The organism is Haloterrigena salina JCM 13891 (genome assembly GCF_000337495.1).
GTDB classification, from domain to species: Archaea; Halobacteriota; Halobacteria; order Halobacteriales; family Natrialbaceae; genus Haloterrigena; species Haloterrigena salina.
Genome location: NZ_AOIS01000014.1, coordinates 1 through 19,388, shown reverse-complemented (window position 1 = coordinate 19,388; position 19,388 = coordinate 1). Strand labels below are relative to the sequence as shown.

The window sequence follows — 19,388 nt, the reverse complement described above, 5'->3', positions numbered from 1 at the left end:
ACATGACACAGAACGTATATCACGACGTCACGCCTGAAGAGCTCGGTAAGAAGCTGTACAAATGTGCAGACGCGATCCGGAACGCAGTCGACGAAACCCGGTACAAGAACTACATTCTCCCCCTGGTGTTCTACAAGAGCATCGACGACACCTTCTCCGACCGGCTGGAGGAACAGAAGGAACAGTTCGCCGGAGACGAAGAACTCGCGCGGAAGGCCATCACCGGTATGTCGGTCCCCGAGGATTACCGTTGGGAGTCCGTCACCGAACGCAGCGAGAACATCGCTCCCTACCTCGACGAGGCGTTCGACGCTCTTGAGCGGGAGAACGACCAACTCCGCGGTGTCGTCCGCGTCACGTACAGTGACGAAGAAGCACTCAACGATCAGCGGCTCCGCGACCTGATCCAGCGCATCAACCGGTTCGAGCTGAGCACGGAGAAGGTCGAGAAAGACTTCCTCGGCGAGGCCTACATGTACATGGTCGGCGAGTTCGCCAAGGACGAGGGCAAGGAGGGCGGCCAGTTCTTCACTCCGCCGGACGTCATCGACCTAATAGTCCGTGTGCTCGCAAAGAGTGGCGGCACGGATGGCTTCAAGAAGGGCGCGTCGTTCCACGACCCCACCGCCGGTTCCGCGGGCTTCCTCGTCCACGCCGCCTCCTACTTCCGCAACGAGCAGGGCGGCGATCCGAGCACGTGGACCGTCACGGGGCAGGAACTGAACGCCGACATCGCATCGATCGCACAGGTGAACACGTTTATGCACGGGATGGAAGCGGAAATCCGACGCGAGGACTCCCTCGCCAACCCACAGTTCCCGAACTACCTGTCGGAGGACGAAGGGTTCGACTACGTCCTTGCGAACTTCCCGTTCTCGGCCGACTGGCCCAAAGACGACCTAAAGGACGACAAATGGGACCGATTCGACTGGGCCGACAAGCTGCCGCGCGCGGACCGCGGCGACTACGCCTTCCTCATGCACATTGCGAAGCTGCTGAACAAACAGGGACGGGCAGCGGTCGTCGTCCCGCACGGCGTCCTCTTCCGGAAGCACGAGAGCAAGTACCGGGAAGCCATGATCAAAGAGGATCTGATCGAGGCCATCATCGAACTGCCCAGTAACCTCTTCCAGAACGTCAGCCTTCCCAGCGCAGTCATCGTGTTTAACCGCGACAAAGGACCGGAACGCGATGGCGAGGTCCAATTCATCCACGCCGCCGACGAGCGGTTCTACGTGGAGCGGAGCAACCACAACGATCTGACCCCGGAAGGCCGTGACCGCATCGTTTCAGCGTATGAATCGTGGCTCACCGAGGACCGGATGTGCCGGACGGTCTCGGTGAAGGAAATCGCTGGTAACGACTACAATCTCAACACCTCGATTTACGTCGACACCACCGAACCGGAAGAAGATGTGAGTGTCCGTGACGAGCTGGAGCTCCTCCGTAAATCACAGAACGAGCGTGATGAGGTTGAAGCTCGGATGACGCATCAGATGGGGGCTCTCAACTATGAGTGAACAGGAGATAACGCTGGACCAGTTCGCTGGTGATTCGAGCGAAAGCAAATCCGAGGAGAGCACAGTAAGCGATGTTGATTACCCAAACGAATGGGGGGTAGTCAACTTCCAGACGTTGATTTCCGATGTCCGTTACGGTACTGATACGAAATCGAACACAGAAAACAACGGCTATCCAACACTACGGATCCCCAACATAGTCGGTGGTAAGATCACAACGGAGGATCTCAAGTACACCCCGGTAGACGACAAAGAGTTCGAGCGTCTGAAATTGGCGGAAGGTGATATACTCCTGATAAGGACAAACGGAAATCCCAACTATGTCGGCCAGTCAGCCGTATTTTCAGGAGAACTGGAGGATGCGATATTCGCGTCCTATTTAATCAGAATCCGAGTGGACAGAGACGAGGTCAATCCTGTGTTCGTCAAGGAATTTCTGAACTGCCATTTCGGTAGAAAGGAGATGGCAGGCTGGATCAGTACCTCCGCAGGAAACCACAATCTGGGCATCAGTTCGATCGAAAAGTTCAGCACACCACTTCCGTCACCGGATGAACAGCGTAAAATCGCGGGAGTCCTCCACACCGTCGATCAGGCTTTGGAAACGACGGAAGATGTTGTTTCGCAGGCGAAGAGAGTAAAGAAGGGACTCATTCAGGAGTTCTACTCCGAGGGCTACTACGACCACACCGAGTGGCAGGAGGTCGATAAACAGGACGCATACGTGATGACGCGGGCCGATAGGGTTCCTGCAGAGTGGGAGATTCGTCAATCAGATGAAATCGCCGACATCAAGACGGGTCACACGCCGTCGACGTCTGTCGACGAATATTGGGACGGCGATATCTCGTGGGTGGACATCCACGACCTGACGCAGTTAGAGAAGACCGTCATCGAGACGACCGACGACACGATCACGGAAGAAGGACTGGAGAACTCGGGCGCCAAGCTCCTGCCGGAGGAAACGCTCGTCCTCTGCCGTACGGGCGCGATCGGAGAAACGGCGATCCTCGGCAAGGAGATGGCGACCGACCAAGATCAGGTGACGTTCGAGTGCGACGAAAGCGTCGTGCTTCCGCGGTACCTGATGTACCTCTTCGAGTTCGCCACTCCACAGCTCGAACGGCTGTCAGCGGGAAGTACGCACGATAAGATCCAGCTCCATTTCTTCTCTGATCTGGAGATCCCGCTCCCTAGCCTCGACGAGCAGCAGAAGATCGTGGACGCGATCGAATCGGTCGATGACGTCGTCATCGCTAACAAAGAACAGCTCGTCGGTCTCAAACGTCTGAAAAAGGGTCTGCAACAGGACCTACTCTCGGGAGATGTCCGCACCGCAGGGAAAGAGATCGACATCCCCGACGAGGTAAAAAACTATGAGCCAGAATAGCTTCCCCGAATTCAACGAGCAGAAGGTCGAGTACGCGCTGCTCGACTGGCTGGCCGACGCCGGCTGGGACACCTACGGCGGCCCCGACGAACCGGACGGCGGCGTACAGCTCGACGCGAAATACGACCGCGACGATAAGAGCGAGGTCATCTACTGGGAGCTGCTGCGCGAGCAACTGATCGCGGTTAACGAGCCGGTCACCGATCACAACGTCGACGACGTGATCACGTCGCTCCGCCGCGACTTCACCGGCGACAGCCTGCTCGAAGCCAACCGCAACGTCCAGGAACGTTTGCAGAAGGGACGGCAGGTGAATCTCTCCAAATCGGACGGCACCTCGGAGAAGGTGATCGTCGACCTTGTCGACTACGAGACGCCGGAGAACAACTCGCTGATCGCAGCCAACCAGTTCCGCGTCCGCCAGCACGAACTGGTGATCCCGGATGTTGTCTTGTTCGTCAACGGCATCCCACTCGTCGTAACAGAGCTCAAGTCGCTTACCCAGGACAGCACAGTTGCCGACGCGATCGACGACCTCCATACCTACGAGGAGGACGCACCTCGGCTCTTCGCCCCAGTCCTGTTCAACGTCGCCGCAGACCACGAACACGCACGGTACGGTGCCATCGATGCCCCCGAGACGCACTACAACCCGTGGCAGCCCGACGACCCAATCGGCACCCACAGCGAACTCAAAGAGATGGCGCACTCGCTGCTGACGCCGGGAGCACTGCTGGACATCGTGAAGCACTTCGTGTTCTACCAGCGGCAGCCGGGCGGCAACGCGAAGATTATCCCGCGGCATATGCAGTATCACGGGACGAACGCCATCCTGCAGCGAGTCAGTCGCGGCCGGTTCGAGAATGGACTGATCTGGCACACGCAGGGCAGCGGGAAGTCGTTCACCATGTTCTTCACCGCGCGCAACCTGCTGTACCGGCCGGACATCATCAAGACGCCGCAGGTGCTAATCCTAGTGGACCGTCAGAACCTGCGGGACCAGATGTCGGACGACCTCGGGAAGCTCATCGACTTCGAGCACTACGAGATCGTCACAGACGGTGCCGACCAGCTGCAGTCACTGATCGAGGAGGGCCAGAGCCAAGTCGTCGTCACCACCATCCAGCTGTTCCAGGACGTCGACGAGAACATTCAGGAGAACGACGAAACCGTCGTCCTCTCCGATGAGGCCCACCGGTTCATGGAAGCGAAACTGGGCAGCAAACTCGATAACGCTCTCCACAGCTACTACCACTTCGGGTTCACCGGAACACCGGTGAACGAGAGCACCGAGGCCGGCCGGAATACCTTCCAGCACTACTCGGAGCCGCGAGACGAAGACGGGTACCTCCACCACTACTCGATGGAGGACGGTATCAACGACGACGTGATCCTGCCGGTACACTTCCAACTTCGGCACGGGAACCGCGATTGGGAGATCAACGACGACGTGATGGACAAAGCCCACGAGGCCGCGACAGGCGACCTCGACTACGAGGAACGGGACCGGCTCATCAGGGAGACGATCAACCAACAAACGCTCGCCGAGCTCCGTCCGCGCGTCGAGAGCATCGCCGAGGAGATCGTCGACCACTACCGGACAAAGCTGGCGCCCAGCGGCTGGAAGGGCATGGTCGTCACCCCGTCCCGGAAGGCAGCCGCACTCTACGGCGAGGAACTGCAGAAGCATTTGGACCCGGAGGAAGTGAGGGTCGTGATCTCGTCAGCCGGGAAATCCGACCCGATCACTCGCACGTACCACACCTCGAAGAGCGAACGCGAGCGCATCGTTGAGGAGTTCAAGGACGAGGATGGCGACCCGAAAATCCTGGTCGTCTGCAGCATGCTACTCACCGGGTTCGACGCCCCGATCCTCAAGACGATCTATCTCGACCGGCCGCTGACGAACCACAACCTGCTGCAGGCGATCGCCCGGACGAACCGGCCAGACGACGGGAAAGAGAACGGCGAGATCGTCGACTTTGCCGGCGTGTTCGCGGAGGGGAACGTCGAGGAGGCGTTGAACTACTATCCGCCCGAGGTCCGGCAAGCGGCAGCAGAGGACATCAACGAACTCCTGGGCGAGTTCGACGAGAAGCTCGATGAAGCGGTCGCGCTATTCGACCACATCGACGTCGACGACAACCCGGAGACGGTGGTCGAGTGCCTGACGTACCTGCGGAAGGACGCCGAGGCCCGCCGCCGGTTCAAGGAACTGTACCGGGACGTCGAAAACCTGTACGATACGCTCGCGCCGATGGGCGAACTCGAAGACGAGAACACCGGCCGCCCGCAGAAATACGGCTGGCTGACGCAGGTGTACCTCGCGTACCAGCGCAGCATGAACCGCGAGAGCGAACCCGAGAAGCGGTTGCGGGAGAAGACGAAAGAAATCGTTGAAAACAACGTCGAGGTCAATGCCGACTGGCTTGACGAGAAGTTCGAGGTTGTCGAGTTCGATGCCGACCACCTGGAACGCGTCCGAGATATGGAGGCGGAGCAGGGGATCACCGAAGTTGCCGGCGCCGCCGACGATTATCTTGACGACCGGTCCGAACACCACCCGCGGTACCGGCGGCTGAGTGAACGCGTCCACGAGGTCGTCGATAAGTGGGAGAGCGACGAGGTGACTGCCGACCGCGCATATGAGGAACTGATCGAACTGGAGGAAGAGATCCTGTCGATCGAAGACGAGGCCGAGGAACGCGGACTGTCACCATCTGGCCACGCCCTGTTCGCGGCGTTGATGGACGACAATGACGAGGGATTCGCGGAGTACATCGACGACGAGGACGAGGCAGACTTCATTGCGGAGCGCGTCGACGAAGAGCTCGCGGAACGCGTCGACACGTCCTACACTGACTGGAAAACGAGTACGCGGACTCGTGAGGACATCCAGAAACTGCTGTTGGAGGTCGTCGCAATCGAGGCTGAGAAGCCGGATCTCTGCAAGGACGACCGGTTCCTTGAGGACGCCCGCGAGTACCTGATCGAGAACCATCCGGACGCCTGACTTACGTTTTCTCGTGTGACCGGTAGTGCCGGTTCCCTGCCGTTGTTCCCGGATCTATAGACTGTCGAGTACGTCCGCGGCATCGTCGATTGTTCTAACATCCAGTTGCTCCAGGTACTCTGAGTCCAGTTGGATGCGGTCCTCCCGTTCGTCGGGTTCTTCTTCCCCGGTGATCGGGCACGTCGAACCAGCCCGCGGGTTCGGATACCGGACACGGACGCTTTTCTTGTTCACCCGGACGACCCGGCCCGCCCGTAGCTCGGGGTTGCGGAATTTGACGATGGCGCCCTCGGTCAACTGGTCGTACAGCTCGTTTCGTTGCTGTTCGCGTTGCTGTTCGGTCTGCTCGGCGACTGACGATCCGATGGCGTTGAGTGCGCGTTGCCGGGCACCGCAGGCCGTCGATTGGACACCGTCTAGTTTCGCCTCTAACTCCTCGCGGGCCTCGTTTTCGCGTCGGCTGCATTTCTGTGCTCGCCGCATTGGGTATTTCGCACGGCCGGTCTCCGTCGGAGACGGCATCTCCGCCATCCGCTTCCGTTTGCTCATCCAGTCGTTACATTGGCGACGGGCTGCGTTGATCCGACGGAGTAATCGAGTGTCACCGATATAGTGTGGCTTCGCGTCGTCCGACAGCTCGTTATGTATCTCTTCAAGCCGTTCTACCATGTCCCGGGGAGGGGAGAGTACTCCGGGGACAGAAATCTCGTTGACGGCGTCGGTCAGGTCCTGGAGACAAGATGGGCTGTCGACCGGTTCAAGAGAATCTTTTTCCCTGAGGGCTTGCAGGGCCTTTTGACGGCCGGCACTGATCCCAATCGGTTCCTCCATATTGCTTAGAACCCTCCTGCAGACTGGCTTCGGCTCATAATATTCGCAACAACAGGCCCATCAAAGAGTGAGATAATACAAATACGGTCATTATCTAACGATTCCGCTTGCTCCACCATTATCGATTCCTCCCTATTACAGATACATAAAACTCGCCTCGTTACCGTAGCTGTGTCTGATCGTTCGAGACCCAGGACTGGTTAGTACACGCTTTTCTCGGCGTATTCCGGATACTCCGAGTACACGTACTCGATAAGCTCCGAGAGCAGCACATCGTTGTACTTTTCTTTGATCTCCTGCGCTAGTTGCATAATCGCGTCTACGTCATCCCACGTTTCAGCCTCTGAGTCGACCAGATCTTCGCCGTCGTCCTCGATCTCGTAGATATACTTCACCTTCCCCGAATGCAATGGCTCCTCCGTGTCCTCCACGAACTCCTGGTCGATCATGGCATCCAGGTCGTCGTAGAGCTCCTTGGAGAACGGCCCGTAGTCGTAGGGGATGAAATCGTATTCCAGCCCGACGACCCCCGACTGATCGCGCTGCTTGAGTTCCTTCTGCATCAGGAACACCATCTTCTGCAGTCGCGTGCGTCCCTCAATCGGCTCACCGTCGTTGGCGTACATCAACGCCAGCGGGAGCAATTTTCTATGCATCGGGATCAGTCACCTCAGTCGCCGTCTTATATATATCCTCGAATTCCGTCGCCAAAACTGTTGCTATGGTTGTATCCCGGAACATCACCCCGGTGTCGCCACGGCCGATGTTCAGGATCACGCGGTCGTCATCGATGAGATAGAACGACGTTTTCACGTCTGTCGAGTGCCGGACATTGACCTCGGAGTCCGCCAGCGGTTCGAGGTCGCCTTCGGCGCCGGACCTGCCGACGACCCGGACGTCACATCCATGGGACGCGCATGAGTGCAGGAGATCGATATCGTCGTCTCCATACCAGGGTTCGCGTTCGAGTGCATCGATTCGTGATTCAGCCAGTTCGAGCTGTTCCCGGACTTGGTCGACGACCCCGGACCGACCGGCCACGACCCAGGCAGGGTTCCGCCCGAGATCTTCGTTGAAGTTGACTTCGTACGTCTGGAACAGTTGTTGCTTGGCTTCGGTCGCTTTCTCGACGAACTCCTCCTCTTTCCGGTCGATGATCTTCTCGGGGTGCTGGGCCACGTAGACCGTGGGATTGACGCTCTGCTTCTTGACCGCGCCTTCCCGGTACAGGTCGTCGAGGATATCGTAGACCCGACCCTGCGGGACGTCCGACCAAGTGGAAACGTCGGTCGGTTCGAGCGCCCCGCGTTCCACCAGCGTCTGGTACACCGCCGCGTGATACTGACCCCACTCCATCACGTCCTGCAGAATATCGTCGAGGTCAGCCATTAACAACAACTCACATTGTTGTGCCGTAAATCTTTGGAGTTGAAACGCTATCTTACCACGTACAGTTGTTCTGCTAGTCTTTCATATCCCCTACCCCCGTATATGCAAGCACCTCACGAGAAAACACATGCTGAGGCCTCATCACCCCCCGATTTTCGACCGATTTGCTTCCTGGCAGGTGGATCAGTAGATGGAGGCTACTGGTCCCATTCCCCGGCTCGAACCGAAACCCGCACAGGTCGCTGTGGCGCAACAGACCTCGTCCATCCCGACCGTCATGATCGACGAGCGGTACGTCGACCGCTTCCAGCAGAACGGGTGGACACCCGACGAGCTCGGGGCCGACGTCATTCTCACGTCGACGTTCGACGACGAAGAGCTCGAACTGTGGTTCCCGGACCGGGAGGTCTCGGTCGCCACGGAGTACGGCGCCACCGCCATCGTCCCGTGCGACACCCCGGTCTACCGCGATGATCCGCGGACGCTCCGCGTCGAAACGGTTCGTGACTACGCGGCGAACCTGGCCAACGCGATCCCACGGCTCCGTGACCACGGCATCGAACCCATCCCGTTGGTGAAAGGCGAATCCCCGTACGAACGCGACATCTGCTACGAGGTGTTCGACTACCACGACGTCGACCGGGTCGCCTACTACGGCGTGCAGTACTTCTCGTACGGGTACCGGTTCCCGGCGCTGCTGGAACGAATCCAGGAGATCGCGGTCGAATACGACCCCGACGATATCCTGATGATCGGCCTGCAGTCAGAGAACCTGCTGCCACGGCTGCCGCCGGCCGTGTCGGGCGCTGCCGGACAACGCTGGCTCCGTGCTACTGACGTCGGATCGGAACCGGCCGCGGTGGTCGTCCGGCAGTACGAGCAGTGGGCGGCCGCGGTCCGGTCCGCGCTCAGCATCGGACAAGCACCGCTTGACGCCTACTTCCCGGTCCGGGGGTGGTCGTAACCATGGGCAGCGGTATTTCGCCGCGCTCCCGGTCCCGCGGCACCGGTCCCGGCGGCGGCAGTGGCGGTGCCGGATCGTCCGCAGCGGAGCAGGACGAGGAGCAGACGTCCATCGACGACTACGCCGACGAGGCCGGAATCACGGACCGGCAAGGCGAGGTGATCGATGAGCGGCGGCAACGCCTCGATGACGTGCTGGACGAGGAGCTGGCGGTCGAGGACAGCCACCAGTTCGGGTCGCATACGCGGGGAACCATGGTCGGGCCGCTGGACGAGGACTCGGACACGGACATCATGGTCGTGCTTGACGAGAACGAGCACGGACAGTGGCGACGGGACGAGAACGGGGCGCGGAACTGTCTGCAAGCGGTGAAGCGGGCATTGGAGAAGCGGTATCCGAATTCCGATGTCAGTATCGACCGAAACGTGGTCGCCATCAAGTTCCACGATTTCACGGCCGAGGTGGCGCCGGCGTTCCGGAGCGGTGACGGCTACGTGATCCCGGACTCGTACAGCGAGGGCCGGTCGTGGGTGCAGACGAATCCCCGGCAGTACAAGAACCAGTTCGATGCCGTCGACCAGGCGCGTGGCGGGCGGCTGCAGAAGGTGGCCCGGGTCGCCAAGAAGTTCAACGACAACAACGGCTCCCCGGTGTCCTCCTATCACGCGGAGGTGATGGCGTACCACTACGTCCGCACACATCCAGACAAGGAGGCGTCGACGGAAGAATTGGTCGAGGGCTTCTTCGAGCAGCTGCCGCGCCGGATTTCGAACGGGACGCGCGAACCCGTGAACGGCCAGCGGGTGGACGAGCACATGGACTCGCAGGAGCGGCGTGACGCCATCGAGGCGGCGCGAAAGGCACGGAAACACGTGCGGCGGGCACAGCGGCTTCGCCGACAAGGCAACACGGACGCGGCGGACGAGGCGTACAGTGAGGCGGTCGGCGATGAGGTGGACGAATGAGCGACCACGAACCGGCCTCGGTCCGGGATCGGATCGAGCGGAGTGCGTTGATCAAGGCCGACTCGCTGAACCACACGTATAACCAGCATTTCCTGGCGGCGAACTTCTACCGGTGGCTGAACCGGTTTCTCGACACGGTGCTGTTCGCGGCGAGTCTGTTGCTGGTGTCGCAGGCCCTGTGGACGGTGTGGCCGGCGTGGACGACGTTCGCCATACCGGGAGTGATGGCCATCATCACGGGGTATCGGCGTGCGGCGAAGCCGGATCAGCGGTCAGAACGGTTCCGGAAGTCAGCGAATCGCCATCATGCGTTGTTCGACGAGTTACGTGACTTCCTGATGGTGAGGCTGCCGGACGGGTCGTGTTCGGACGATGAGGTGCAGGATCGGTTTGACGAGCTGGCGGAACGGCGCCGCGAGTTGAACATGGACAGTCCAGATGCGAGCAGTCTCTGGTATTATTGGATCAAGTACGTACGGGGGGAAGAAAAGCTGTTAGAGCAGATTTCGACGACGAAAGAGATGCGAGAGGCGATTACCGGTAAGGCTTTTGAAGCGGCAAAAGACTAAGTTGTAGATCGCTTCAAAGGTTGAACTTAATAGTATTTACTTGGTTCATCTGTTGGTTCTATACGTGTATTTTATTTTTTAATTTCTCTATCGTAGTCCAGAGGCTTCCAGCCTCGGAAATCCATGTTTCTCGACCGGATTCATTTGAGAAGGGACCCTTAGTCACCCACAAATCACCATTGAATCGGTACTGGTATCGAGTCTTATCCGTGATAATGACGAAATTTATTATTATTTCATCGTCAGTATCGTCGAGACCGAGTTGTCGCTTCGTTTCCCCAATGTTAACTTCGATCCAAGTCGTTGCCTTAGCACCGTATTGGGACTCGATGTGTGTGAGTTCTTCTATGAGGAGTGGCCTTGTCGGGAGCGAATCGGCCTTTTCCCAATCTCCGTCATTAGACGACGTCATCTTGACCCTCCTAAAGGACCTTGCTCGCAATCTATCCGGTCAGACGTTTCGGTCATATGAATGGTTTCTCGATGATATTTATAAAGCTAAGTAAAATGGGGACGCCGAATACCCATATTCTATCATACGCTTTGAACGTCAGAAGAGTTTGTAGATCGACTGTAGATAGGGCTCTCGGACGTTATCGCCCCAATAGTGCATATAGTCATCCATCGCCTCGCCCTTGTCACCGCGCAGGTACTTCACCAGCAGTTCGTCGCCGGACTTTCTGCCAAAGATTGTTCGGAAGTAGTGGCGGAAGTAGTGTGGCGAGACGTTGGATTCAAGCGTTGCATCGGATGACCACCAGCCCTGTTCTTGAGCCCAATCGGTGATCTTCGACCACACGTAGTCTGATCGAAGTCGGTCGCCAGGGATCGTGGTCCTCCCACCGGTCGTGAGTGTGAAGAACGGTTCAGCGGGTGATCGAGAGGGCGGGCGGATCGCCAGCCACAGCAGCATTACACTTTTCAATTCTTTGTCGATTGGGATGTAGGTTCCGCGCTTGCGCTTGTTCGGATCTTTTCGCTCTTCGCCGTTCACGACGTTACCAACTTCCATCTCGGAACGTGGAGCAATGTACAGCGTGTCCGGTCGTTTTTCAAGATTCTCGCGGCACTCGGGGAAGTGTTCTTTCGCCCAGTGGTGATCAAGGTGGACATCACGCATATCGATGTTCACGAGTTCGCCAGCTCGGATCCCGGTTTTCAGCAGCAGGACGACCATACATAGCAGCAACGGATGGTGTATCGATTGCACAGCTTCTCGCATCACCTTGTGTCCAATCTCGCGGCGTTCACTGGTTCCATCTTCCTCGAACGATTCATCTTCGATGACGATGGCGATGGGGTTGTAGTCGATGTCGGAAAACTCGTTACTGCGGCGACGTCGAATCGCGTAGTCGTACATGTGCGAGATCCGGCCGAGGTATGCCTTCGCAGTCTGGTCATTGATGGCATCTTTGGCTTTGAACCAGTTCACGAGGTCGTCAGCATCATCGTCGACGAGATCGCCCGGGCTCAAATTACGTTCGTCGATGAAGTCTCGGAAGTGTCGGAGCGCAGTACCGTGTTGCCGCCAGGTCTTTGTGCGCACAGATGACTTTCGGTTCCTCATGTAGGCGGCGATCTCATCGTCACGGTTGGTCAAGTCCTGGTAGCCCTGTCGTTCAGGGTCAACTCCGTTTGCGAACTCTGTCATTCGAGGTAGTACCCCTCGTGTTGTGGGCTGTACTCGATCTGACTGTTCGTCTTCAGGATCGTATAGACGGTATCTCGAATCGGCGTGAGGATGCCTTCGAGGAGTTCGTCGGGATCAAGTGCGTTGGCTTCGTCGTTCGGGAGTCGTTCAACGATGTCAGCCTCGATCTCTCCGCGACCGTCCTCATCAGCGAGGCTTTCGATGGCGACCAGCTGGCGTTCGCCGGCGGTTGCCATTGTGCGCATGTACTCGCTGAGATTCATATCGCGTTCCTCGGCGCGTTCTTCGATCCACTCGCGCTGGTAGCCGTACATCGAGAGAGTGAGCTTCACCTGCTCACCATTCCCGTCTGGGTCCGGGTCTGCGTTTGGTCCTATCATTTGTTTTGGTGTTGTAAGTCTGGTATTGTTATTATGCATCTATTAGGCGGTTCTTCTGAGAGAGTCCGGTAAAGTCCGTACTGCGGAGGATGAAGTATGAATTTTGCAGGATTACTGAATGAGGGGGATGAATGAATCGCATGACTCCTTCGGGGTGGATGGCACGATGATACAGGCATTATCATGCTTATCAGGCTAATGTTGGTCCCGGTTTTCGCATAGCTCTGTGCCGATTCGCACGGCACAAGCCTGCTACCGTATCCACATAGCCGTTTCAGATCCACACATTAGAGTTCTAGATAGAGACGTATAAAACCTCGGCGTAGGAATAAGGATAATGTCATAACGTAAAGCGCCGAAAAGTGGTGTTATAGGCCCTGTAGTATGGTCGTGCTGTCAGCAGGATACCCAGTCTGACAGTATACCATATTAAACCCTTGGATTTCGTGTATTAGGATCTTAGAGACGCAAATTACGCAATGATGAGGAACAGCTAGCTGCCTGTGCGGCGGACTGACCGCGAGAATAGGTACACGAACAATTAGAAACTGGAGTGACCAGCGAGTACCACGCTTTTGGAGTGTTATTTACGTAGACCGACAAGCGATGACTTCCAACCAGATCATCGCTGGTACATCATGCAGTCCGTGAGTGAGAATACAAATCTATTTTTAAGTAGGTGAGCAACGGCTACGTGGCCTGAAAGCGGCCCCCGGTGCAGGAACACCGGGCACCAACGCTGCCGGTATGACAGCACCAGATACTACTCGGTCACGGAGTGATAACTCTGTCCGTCACACGGATGGTGACGGTGAGAGTGCCCAAACTCCAGAATGTGACCCACGACTCGGGCGAATCGTCCGCTACGCAAACGAAACTAGTGGTTCGACCACATGCAAAGATATTGCTATTAAAAGCGGCTGGGACCTCCAGACGGTAAATCAACTCCTTGCCCAACTTGACAACGCCAACTTCGTCCACCTAATCGAAGACGAAGACTGTTGCATCGTCTTGCTGACGCTGACAGGAGAGTCTCTTGCACAGGGGGGACTCTGACGATGTTGGAGTCCCAGACGATCCATCTGACACCAGATGACGCGTTCAGAGCCCTGTCAAACAGTCGGCGTCGGCAGATAATACTCTCACTCTCTCAGTCTGAGAACGCAGTCTCAGCCAGGGGGCTCGCACGCGAAATCGCAGCCCTAGAGAATGAGATCGACCCGGATCAGGTCACAGGAGAACAACGTTCGAGGGTCTACATCGGTCTCATTCAGTCACATTTGGGCCTTCTCGATGACCTCGGTGTCATCGAATTCAACGACCGGACGAAACAAGTGACTGCGACAGATGAAACACAACCTCTCGCCAGTTACATCCAGCAATTGAAGCGGAACTGCCAGTCCACACGAGGTGATGCATGACGACCGACTCGTCCACTGAGAAGGGTGTCATCTCCGCGAGCAGAATTAGAGCCAGTAAGGTGAGAAATGAGTAACAGCTCACCGCCGTGGCTTGCTTCGATTTCTGCCTTTGTGGCGGCAGAGGCGAATCAGGAGGTGGTGATCACGATGTGCGCTCTGCTGGCGAATCGTCGTCGTCAACTCGTGATCCTCTACCTACTCGGTTGCGACGAGGATGAGTGGATCTCAATGGAAGAGATTGCACGATGGGTCACGGCTGTCAAGCAAGGGTACTCTCTCGAAGAGGCTACCGGAGCAGACTACAGAAATATCCGTGAGTCACTCCGGCATACGCATCTCAAGACGCTCGCCGATGCCGGTGTTATCGAGCACGATGCTAAGCAGACACGAATCGCACCTGGTGCTCGCTTACCGGAGGTGGGTCGAGTGTTCCTCCACCTGCTCCTGTTATCTGCAAATGCCGATAACATGACGGCCTGACAAGAGAGGTCGCCACCCTCTCTCGGCTTGTTGAACAGCTCAATGGCGACCTAGATCGAGTCGACGCCATCTTGTTTGAGAAGCCGAACCTTGTGCGTCATCACTCTGATCAATTTGCTGCTACCACCCTATAGGATTTCTTGTTACTTGGCGATCAAAGTCATGTAGTTTCCTCCGAACCACAGAATCCGGGTTTTTTAAACAAACCTATTAACATAAGCCCAAGCATCCACATCGGTATGAGCACACAATCGATCCCCCAGGACAGGCCCAATCTTGTCTGTCCGAAATGTGATGATCAGTTCAACAAGGGCGACATGCGATCCTTCGACAAGAGCGATTACAATTCTTTTGCGGACGATTTCGCATGCCCCAGCTGTGGTGATGCCATCCATCCAGAGGATGCCCTATTCGCGTACTTTCGCGCTGCACCTACAGCGGAGCTCTCAGGGAGACCTGTTCGTGTCGGCGGATTTGCCACTGTCGGAACAAAGGAACTGGATGTGGGCAAGACCGTGGAGGAGAGCCTGATCGGTGGCGGAGCGCTTGATATCGATCTAGCCCTCCTAGCCGAAACGAACCAGCCGCCCGGGCAGACAATACGACAGTTACAGGGCGTCACGCTTGAATGGTACCCCGGTCCGCAGGAGATCAATGGCGTGATCGTAGATATTGCCCAGTCAAGCGACACTGAGATCGGATTCATCGCCTCGGACCTGAACAGTTCCTCGTCCACCGTCACGGTAGCCTATAATGTGTTGATCCATCGTTCCGAGGTTCCGCAACCGCCGTGGGTAACGCTGCTTGCTGACGCTATCACACACTATCATCGCGGACAAGGACTTGCTACCTTCTCGCTCCTGTTCTCTGCGTTCGAGAACCTTCTTAGCCGGGAGCTATCTCGGACACTCCGGGCCGGCGGATGGACCGACAACCCGATAACAGACTTCCTTGAGCGAAATTGGACGTGGGAGGAACGGTGTAAGGACGGGCTGAAAACGGTGACATCAAAGCACTTCCCAACACAGCATCCCAGTCTCTATCAGGACCTCTACAACCTTCGTGGTACTCGGAACAACGGAATTATCCATGTCGATCCGAGTGATTCGGTGGCTGATATCGACATCAAGGAATTAAAAGATGCGTTCGAGACGATTATGGAAACAATGATCGCAGTCAACGAGATGTGTTACGATGAGCGGCGGTCGCTGAACTGAGATCGGCTCCAGAAGTCAAAGGGCGGAGAAAGCGACGTTCCATCAATCATGGCTATCGGATTGTACCGAATGTACACATAGAATCGACTGGTACTGATTCTCTGCCTGCAATCGCTCATTGCGTATGCCCGAGATGATCTGTAAGTACAGCCCTGTGAAGACAAAGTATCGGACTATCCGCCTAAGACCATACAATCGGCCATTGTTGATGTGGACACTCTCCCTTGCGGTTACTGTGGCAGATCACAATCAGGGAGCAAAACACGAACAGTTGTCCAACGGAACAGATCAAGAATTTTCTCGGGAGGGATCAGTGACGCCGAATACGGTCAAAACATCGGGTGAGACAGGCGACTCTGACCAGCCAGAATTGCCCGTCGAAGGTCGCGTCATCAGTTGGTTGATCCGTAAAGAGGATGGAGGAATTGTGATGGGAGACCTCTATCCTCCAGGCAGCTACACACTCATTGCGTGTCCGGAGGAGAGCAAACCCAGCGACCTGCGAGGTGAGAACATCTCCGGCAATCACGCAGGCTGGTTTAGTGCTCCGGGAGACATGTCGCTCTCGCACTCGGTTCCCACCACCCCAGGGACATATCTTCTTGTGAAACCCACCCAAGACCAATGCCAGTAGAAATCAATCTCGAATGCCCCTCCTGCGGTACAACGGTTACGTGGCTCTACAATGATGAAGCAGAAAAACTTCACCGGGGCCCGAAGGGGTGCCCTGGGCCACAGTGTACGGTCCCATTCTTGCTTGAAGCTGAAGAGATCTCGTTAGAAAGAGCGAACGAAATTAGAGAGAACCAATCCACCTTGGACATCTACTAAGTGAACACCATATTTGCTCGTAGAGCGATTCGGGTTAGCTCGACTATTCTATCCCAGACTATGCTTACTAAGAGACTGTACTAGCCAAATTATGACAGATGACCCATCGAGTGTCGAAACGTGGAAAGCACACACCAGCACATTCGATAGAGTACAGGCAATTGCTCTCACCGTCAACCAGCCACGCCCAGCATCCTATATCGCCTCCGAAGCCCACGTCGCTGAGAACACTGCGAGAACGCAACTCGAACGGTTAGCCGATCTGAATGTCCTGCTAAAATACGACGTAGATGGCACAACACGGTACGCACCGGACCCGCTCCACACCCGAATGCAAGCGATACGGGAGCTACTCAATGAACACGATTACGATGAACTCATCGAGTTGAAGACGGGGTTACAAGAACAAATCGACACTTGGCAGAACAAGTACGAGGTCGATTCTCCCGATGAACTCTACGCATGTGTTGTTGAGACAGACCGCGCCGAAGCAACCAGCAACATAGCTAAAACTGTGAGCGACTGGAAACACGTTCTGTACCGACTCAGCATAGTAGAGGAGACTATCAAAAACTACAGAACCTATAGCCGCGACGAGATCGAATCTGCATAGCGATGGGTGTGGAGAGTATGTTACAGCGTGAAGAGCTGGAAAGGTTCTGAATCCAGTTCCTAAATGAAAAGAGATTCAGCAGTAGAGACTCTTGGGAGTGCGAAAATCCCGGAATTGAATTCGATTTGCTTCCGGGAAACGGCGCGTCTGTTTAACGAGCGTTTTACGCTGTTAATTAGATGACGCGGTTCTGCAGGTAGTCGAGGTGCTTCGCGTTGTACACGATCTTGACCTCGTCGGTCTCGGCGGAACCGATGCAGGTCAGGCGGACGTTCTTCTCCTCGACCTCCTCGTCCGAGAGGATCTGCTGCATGTCCATGTCGATCTCGCCCTCGAAGACGATGGCTGCGCAGTTCGCGCAGGCGCCTGCGCGACACGAGAAGGGCCAGTCGTAGCCCTGAGCCTCGGCGGCCTCGAGGATGTACTCGCCCTCGGCGACGTCGAGGGTGCCGTAGTCCTCATCGTCGAGGCCAGCGTCGGCGGCCTGCTCGAAGAGGTCGTCGTCGTCCATGTCCCAGCCCTGGTCGTCCAGTACTTCGTAGTTGAGGTATTCTACCGTGGGCATCACTCGGTGATTCACGTCCCGCACTGGTATAGCTTGCTGTTCAGTCCTAAATTGTCTTTGAATCGGAATTTGGAAGTTCGAAGGGAAGAATGTCCATATTTAGCAACTACTAGTCTACAAAGTGGGAGAGAAAAAGAAACGTTTCAACCAACGCACCCAGTTCCTGCATCGATTGCCGCTTTTTCCGTCTGCTACCACACTGAACGGGTCGAACGGCGAGCCGTCGTCGAATCCGATCGCTGCCGGAGCGTCGTCGACTCGAGGGTGCCGGTTGCGATCGATCGTCGAACGTCTCGACTAGAAGCCGAATATCGGCACGAACCGGAACGTGATGAACGCGCCGACGGTCGAGATGATCGGGACGACGTTTTGCATGAGGATGACGCGGGCGGTCGTCGAGGGGTCGAAGAGGTCCGACGCCTTCGGGATGTCTTCGGGCTCCTCCTCGCCGATATCGGGCGACTGTTCGCCCTCCTGTTCGGCGGTCAGCGCGCCGACGGAGACGCGGGTCTCTTCGCCCGCTCTGACGCCCGACAGCGTCGTTGTCCGCGTTGCCCGACCCCAGCCTAACCCGACGATGCTCATCGTCGCGATGACGACGAAACTCGCGGGGATACCGATCGCGGAGAGGCCGACGACGATGGTCGAACTGATGACGGCGACGACGATCGCGGCCGTCAGCGGCAGGTTCGTGATGTCGTTGCCCAGCGTGTCGAGCGTCCGGCGGGCGATGGTGAAACAGCCGACGGCGACGGCCGCGGACCCGATCAGGATCAGCGGTACCATGTCGACGTCGCCGGTACCGTAGATCGGGGCGATCGCGTTGGCGATGTTGCTCGTGCCCGAGGAAAAGCCCATCAGACAGCCGATACCGATGACGACGAACGCGCCGGTGATCTCCCGCCGGTCGCCGTCGGCCCCGAACTGGAGCCGCGGCACGGCGCTCGATCGATCGACCGAGATCATCGGCTCGCCACCCTTGCTCCCCTCGATGGCGACCCAGGCGTTGATCCGCGGGTAGAAGTAGCGGCCGACGACGCCGGCCACCCAGAAGCCGATGATCGGCGCGACGATCCACCAGACGACGATCTCGCCCAGCACCGACCAGTCGAGTTCGCCGGTCGCCAGCCCGAGCGCGGCGATGGCGCCGACGGCGGTCATCGACGTCGAGGCCGGGACGCCGGCGTAGTTGCCGACGAACAGCGCGCCGCCGATGAAGAAGAGGACGGCGACGTTCGAGCGCAGCGTGAAGATCGAGGTATCGGTGACGAGCTCCTCGCCGAGCGTGGTGACGACCTGCGGACCGATGGTGTAGGCCCCGATAAAGAAGAAAATCGACATCAGCCCGGCGGCCATCACCTTCGTGATGACGTTCGCGCCGACGGCCGGACCGAACGCTGGCCCCGTCGTCGAGCCGCCGATGTTATAGCCGACGAAAATTGCGGTGAGGATTCCGACGATAAGCAGCGGTTCCGCGTTCACGTCCCGTAGTCATACGATCCGATACTAAAAACGCGCCCATTCACGATTCCCTTGCCGAGACGACCTCGAGTCGAACGAGACGCGACGACCGAGTGCAGTCGACGACC

General features: G+C 57.2%; 18 protein-coding genes. 10 read left to right on the top strand and 8 right to left on the bottom strand.

Translation table 11 applies throughout. The features are described 5' to 3' along the window. Positions 1–2 precede the first annotated feature (2 nt). From C477_RS03960 to C477_RS03950, 3 genes are read left to right on the top strand one after another with little or no spacing between them, the layout of a single operon-like run. Complete coding sequence (locus C477_RS03960) at positions 3–1,520, top strand: type I restriction-modification system subunit M (RefSeq protein ID WP_008893149.1); 1,518 nt, start codon at positions 3–5, stop codon at positions 1,518–1,520. Next, positions 1,513–2,910: a restriction endonuclease subunit S gene (locus C477_RS03955; protein WP_008893148.1), complete on the top strand. Its 1,398-nt coding sequence runs from the start codon at positions 1,513–1,515 to the stop codon at positions 2,908–2,910. Before C477_RS03960 ends, C477_RS03955 begins: the two co-directional genes overlap by 8 nt. After that, on the top strand, positions 2,897–5,923 hold the full coding sequence (locus tag C477_RS03950) for a type I restriction endonuclease subunit R (RefSeq protein WP_008893147.1): 3,027 nt from the start codon (positions 2,897–2,899) through the stop codon (positions 5,921–5,923). Before C477_RS03955 ends, C477_RS03950 begins: the two co-directional genes overlap by 14 nt. Before the next feature lie 54 nt (positions 5,924–5,977). On the opposite strand, the gene C477_RS23380 is transcribed toward C477_RS03950, so the two are convergent. The 3 genes from C477_RS23380 to C477_RS03930 all read right to left on the bottom strand — a co-directional run bounded on the left by C477_RS23380 (position 5,978) and on the right by C477_RS03930 (position 8,143). After that, positions 5,978–6,754, bottom strand: a complete 777-nt coding sequence (locus tag C477_RS23380; RefSeq protein ID WP_152423262.1) for a hypothetical protein — start codon at positions 6,752–6,754, stop codon at positions 5,978–5,980. Positions 6,755–6,954: 200 nt separating this feature from the next. Further along, positions 6,955–7,410, bottom strand: a complete 456-nt coding sequence (locus tag C477_RS03935) for a type II toxin-antitoxin system antitoxin SocA domain-containing protein (protein ID WP_008893144.1) — start codon at positions 7,408–7,410, stop codon at positions 6,955–6,957. Next, positions 7,403–8,143, bottom strand: coding sequence for a TrmB family transcriptional regulator (locus tag C477_RS03930; protein WP_008893143.1), 741 nt, complete (start codon positions 8,141–8,143; stop codon positions 7,403–7,405). Before C477_RS03930 ends, C477_RS03935 begins: the two co-directional genes overlap by 8 nt. Positions 8,144–8,333: 190 nt before the next feature. Between C477_RS03930 and C477_RS03925 the strand changes: the two genes are divergently transcribed. From C477_RS03925 to C477_RS03915, 3 genes are read left to right on the top strand one after another with little or no spacing between them, the layout of a single operon-like run. Next, complete coding sequence (locus C477_RS03925) at positions 8,334–9,107, top strand: hypothetical protein (protein ID WP_152423261.1); 774 nt, start codon at positions 8,334–8,336, stop codon at positions 9,105–9,107. A gap of 2 nt (positions 9,108–9,109) precedes the next feature. Beyond that, entirely contained in the window at positions 9,110–10,072 is a 963-nt protein-coding gene (locus C477_RS03920) for a CBASS oligonucleotide cyclase (protein WP_008893141.1), read from the top strand. Further along, positions 10,069–10,641 (top strand): SLATT domain-containing protein, encoded by a 573-nt coding sequence (locus tag C477_RS03915; RefSeq protein ID WP_008893140.1) that lies wholly within the window; start codon positions 10,069–10,071, stop codon positions 10,639–10,641. The genes C477_RS03920 and C477_RS03915 overlap by 4 nt, the downstream gene beginning before the upstream one ends. A gap of 58 nt (positions 10,642–10,699) precedes the next feature. Here C477_RS03915 and C477_RS23375 read toward each other — a convergent pair whose 3' ends face one another. The 3 genes from C477_RS23375 to C477_RS03905 form a co-directional block, all read right to left on the bottom strand. Further along, complete coding sequence (locus tag C477_RS23375) at positions 10,700–11,053, bottom strand: hypothetical protein (RefSeq protein ID WP_152423260.1); 354 nt, start codon at positions 11,051–11,053, stop codon at positions 10,700–10,702. A 138-nt stretch (positions 11,054–11,191) separates the two neighbouring features. Further along, positions 11,192–12,292, bottom strand: coding sequence for a phage integrase SAM-like domain-containing protein (locus C477_RS03910; protein WP_008893139.1), 1,101 nt, complete (start codon positions 12,290–12,292; stop codon positions 11,192–11,194). Next, positions 12,289–12,711, bottom strand: a complete 423-nt coding sequence (locus tag C477_RS03905) for a hypothetical protein (protein WP_152423259.1) — start codon at positions 12,709–12,711, stop codon at positions 12,289–12,291. Before C477_RS03905 ends, C477_RS03910 begins: the two co-directional genes overlap by 4 nt. A gap of 1,019 nt (positions 12,712–13,730) precedes the next feature. On the opposite strand from C477_RS03905, the gene C477_RS24995 reads away from it, so the two are divergent. The 4 genes from C477_RS24995 (at position 13,731) to C477_RS03890 (ending at position 17,234) form a co-directional block, all read left to right on the top strand. Continuing rightward, the gene (locus tag C477_RS24995) at positions 13,731–14,093 is read left to right on the top strand and encodes a DUF7344 domain-containing protein (protein ID WP_449404391.1); all 363 of its coding nucleotides are present in this window, start codon (positions 13,731–13,733) and stop codon (positions 14,091–14,093) included. A 66-nt stretch (positions 14,094–14,159) separates the two neighbouring features. After that, a complete protein-coding gene (locus tag C477_RS03900; protein ID WP_049914226.1) occupies positions 14,160–14,573 on the top strand; it encodes a DUF7344 domain-containing protein in 414 nt (137 codons plus the stop codon). A 239-nt stretch (positions 14,574–14,812) separates the two neighbouring features. Continuing rightward, positions 14,813–15,790: a hypothetical protein gene (locus C477_RS03895; protein ID WP_049914224.1), complete on the top strand. Its 978-nt coding sequence runs from the start codon at positions 14,813–14,815 to the stop codon at positions 15,788–15,790. Positions 15,791–16,712: 922 nt separating this feature from the next. After that, positions 16,713–17,234, top strand: a complete 522-nt coding sequence (locus C477_RS03890; RefSeq protein ID WP_049914222.1) for a DUF7342 family protein — start codon at positions 16,713–16,715, stop codon at positions 17,232–17,234. Between the two features lie 175 nt (positions 17,235–17,409). Here the strand turns inward: C477_RS03890 and fer are convergent, their stop codons facing one another. Together fer and C477_RS03880 are read right to left on the bottom strand one after the other, a co-directional pair. After that, complete coding sequence (gene fer, locus C477_RS03885; RefSeq protein WP_008893134.1) at positions 17,410–17,799, bottom strand: ferredoxin Fer; 390 nt, start codon at positions 17,797–17,799, stop codon at positions 17,410–17,412. Between the two features lie 297 nt (positions 17,800–18,096). Then, positions 18,097–19,281, bottom strand: coding sequence for an inorganic phosphate transporter (locus C477_RS03880; protein ID WP_008893133.1), 1,185 nt, complete (start codon positions 19,279–19,281; stop codon positions 18,097–18,099). Between the last annotated feature and the right edge of the window lie 107 nt (positions 19,282–19,388).

What these genes read in the sequence shown, in the direction of transcription:
- C477_RS03960 (WP_008893149.1), top strand. Translation starts at nt 3, where the DNA reads ATGACACAGAACGTATATCACGACGTCACGCCTGAAGAGCTCGGTAAG.
- C477_RS03955 (WP_008893148.1), top strand. Translation starts at nt 1,513, where the DNA reads ATGAGTGAACAGGAGATAACGCTGGACCAGTTCGCTGGTGATTCGAGC.
- C477_RS03950 (WP_008893147.1), top strand. Translation starts at nt 2,897, where the DNA reads ATGAGCCAGAATAGCTTCCCCGAATTCAACGAGCAGAAGGTCGAGTAC.
- C477_RS23380 (WP_152423262.1), bottom strand. Translation starts at nt 6,754, where the DNA reads ATGGAGGAACCGATTGGGATCAGTGCCGGCCGTCAAAAGGCCCTGCAA.
- C477_RS03935 (WP_008893144.1), bottom strand. Translation starts at nt 7,410, where the DNA reads ATGCATAGAAAATTGCTCCCGCTGGCGTTGATGTACGCCAACGACGGT.
- C477_RS03930 (WP_008893143.1), bottom strand. Translation starts at nt 8,143, where the DNA reads ATGGCTGACCTCGACGATATTCTGCAGGACGTGATGGAGTGGGGTCAG.
- C477_RS03925 (WP_152423261.1), top strand. Translation starts at nt 8,334, where the DNA reads ATGGAGGCTACTGGTCCCATTCCCCGGCTCGAACCGAAACCCGCACAG.
- C477_RS03920 (WP_008893141.1), top strand. Translation starts at nt 9,110, where the DNA reads ATGGGCAGCGGTATTTCGCCGCGCTCCCGGTCCCGCGGCACCGGTCCC.
- C477_RS03915 (WP_008893140.1), top strand. Translation starts at nt 10,069, where the DNA reads ATGAGCGACCACGAACCGGCCTCGGTCCGGGATCGGATCGAGCGGAGT.
- C477_RS23375 (WP_152423260.1), bottom strand. Translation starts at nt 11,053, where the DNA reads ATGACGTCGTCTAATGACGGAGATTGGGAAAAGGCCGATTCGCTCCCG.
- C477_RS03910 (WP_008893139.1), bottom strand. Translation starts at nt 12,292, where the DNA reads ATGACAGAGTTCGCAAACGGAGTTGACCCTGAACGACAGGGCTACCAG.
- C477_RS03905 (WP_152423259.1), bottom strand. Translation starts at nt 12,711, where the DNA reads ATGCATAATAACAATACCAGACTTACAACACCAAAACAAATGATAGGA.
- C477_RS24995 (WP_449404391.1), top strand. Translation starts at nt 13,731, where the DNA reads ATGTTGGAGTCCCAGACGATCCATCTGACACCAGATGACGCGTTCAGA.
- C477_RS03900 (WP_049914226.1), top strand. Translation starts at nt 14,160, where the DNA reads ATGAGTAACAGCTCACCGCCGTGGCTTGCTTCGATTTCTGCCTTTGTG.
- C477_RS03895 (WP_049914224.1), top strand. Translation starts at nt 14,813, where the DNA reads ATGAGCACACAATCGATCCCCCAGGACAGGCCCAATCTTGTCTGTCCG.
- C477_RS03890 (WP_049914222.1), top strand. Translation starts at nt 16,713, where the DNA reads ATGACAGATGACCCATCGAGTGTCGAAACGTGGAAAGCACACACCAGC.
- fer (WP_008893134.1), bottom strand. Translation starts at nt 17,799, where the DNA reads ATGCCCACGGTAGAATACCTCAACTACGAAGTACTGGACGACCAGGGC.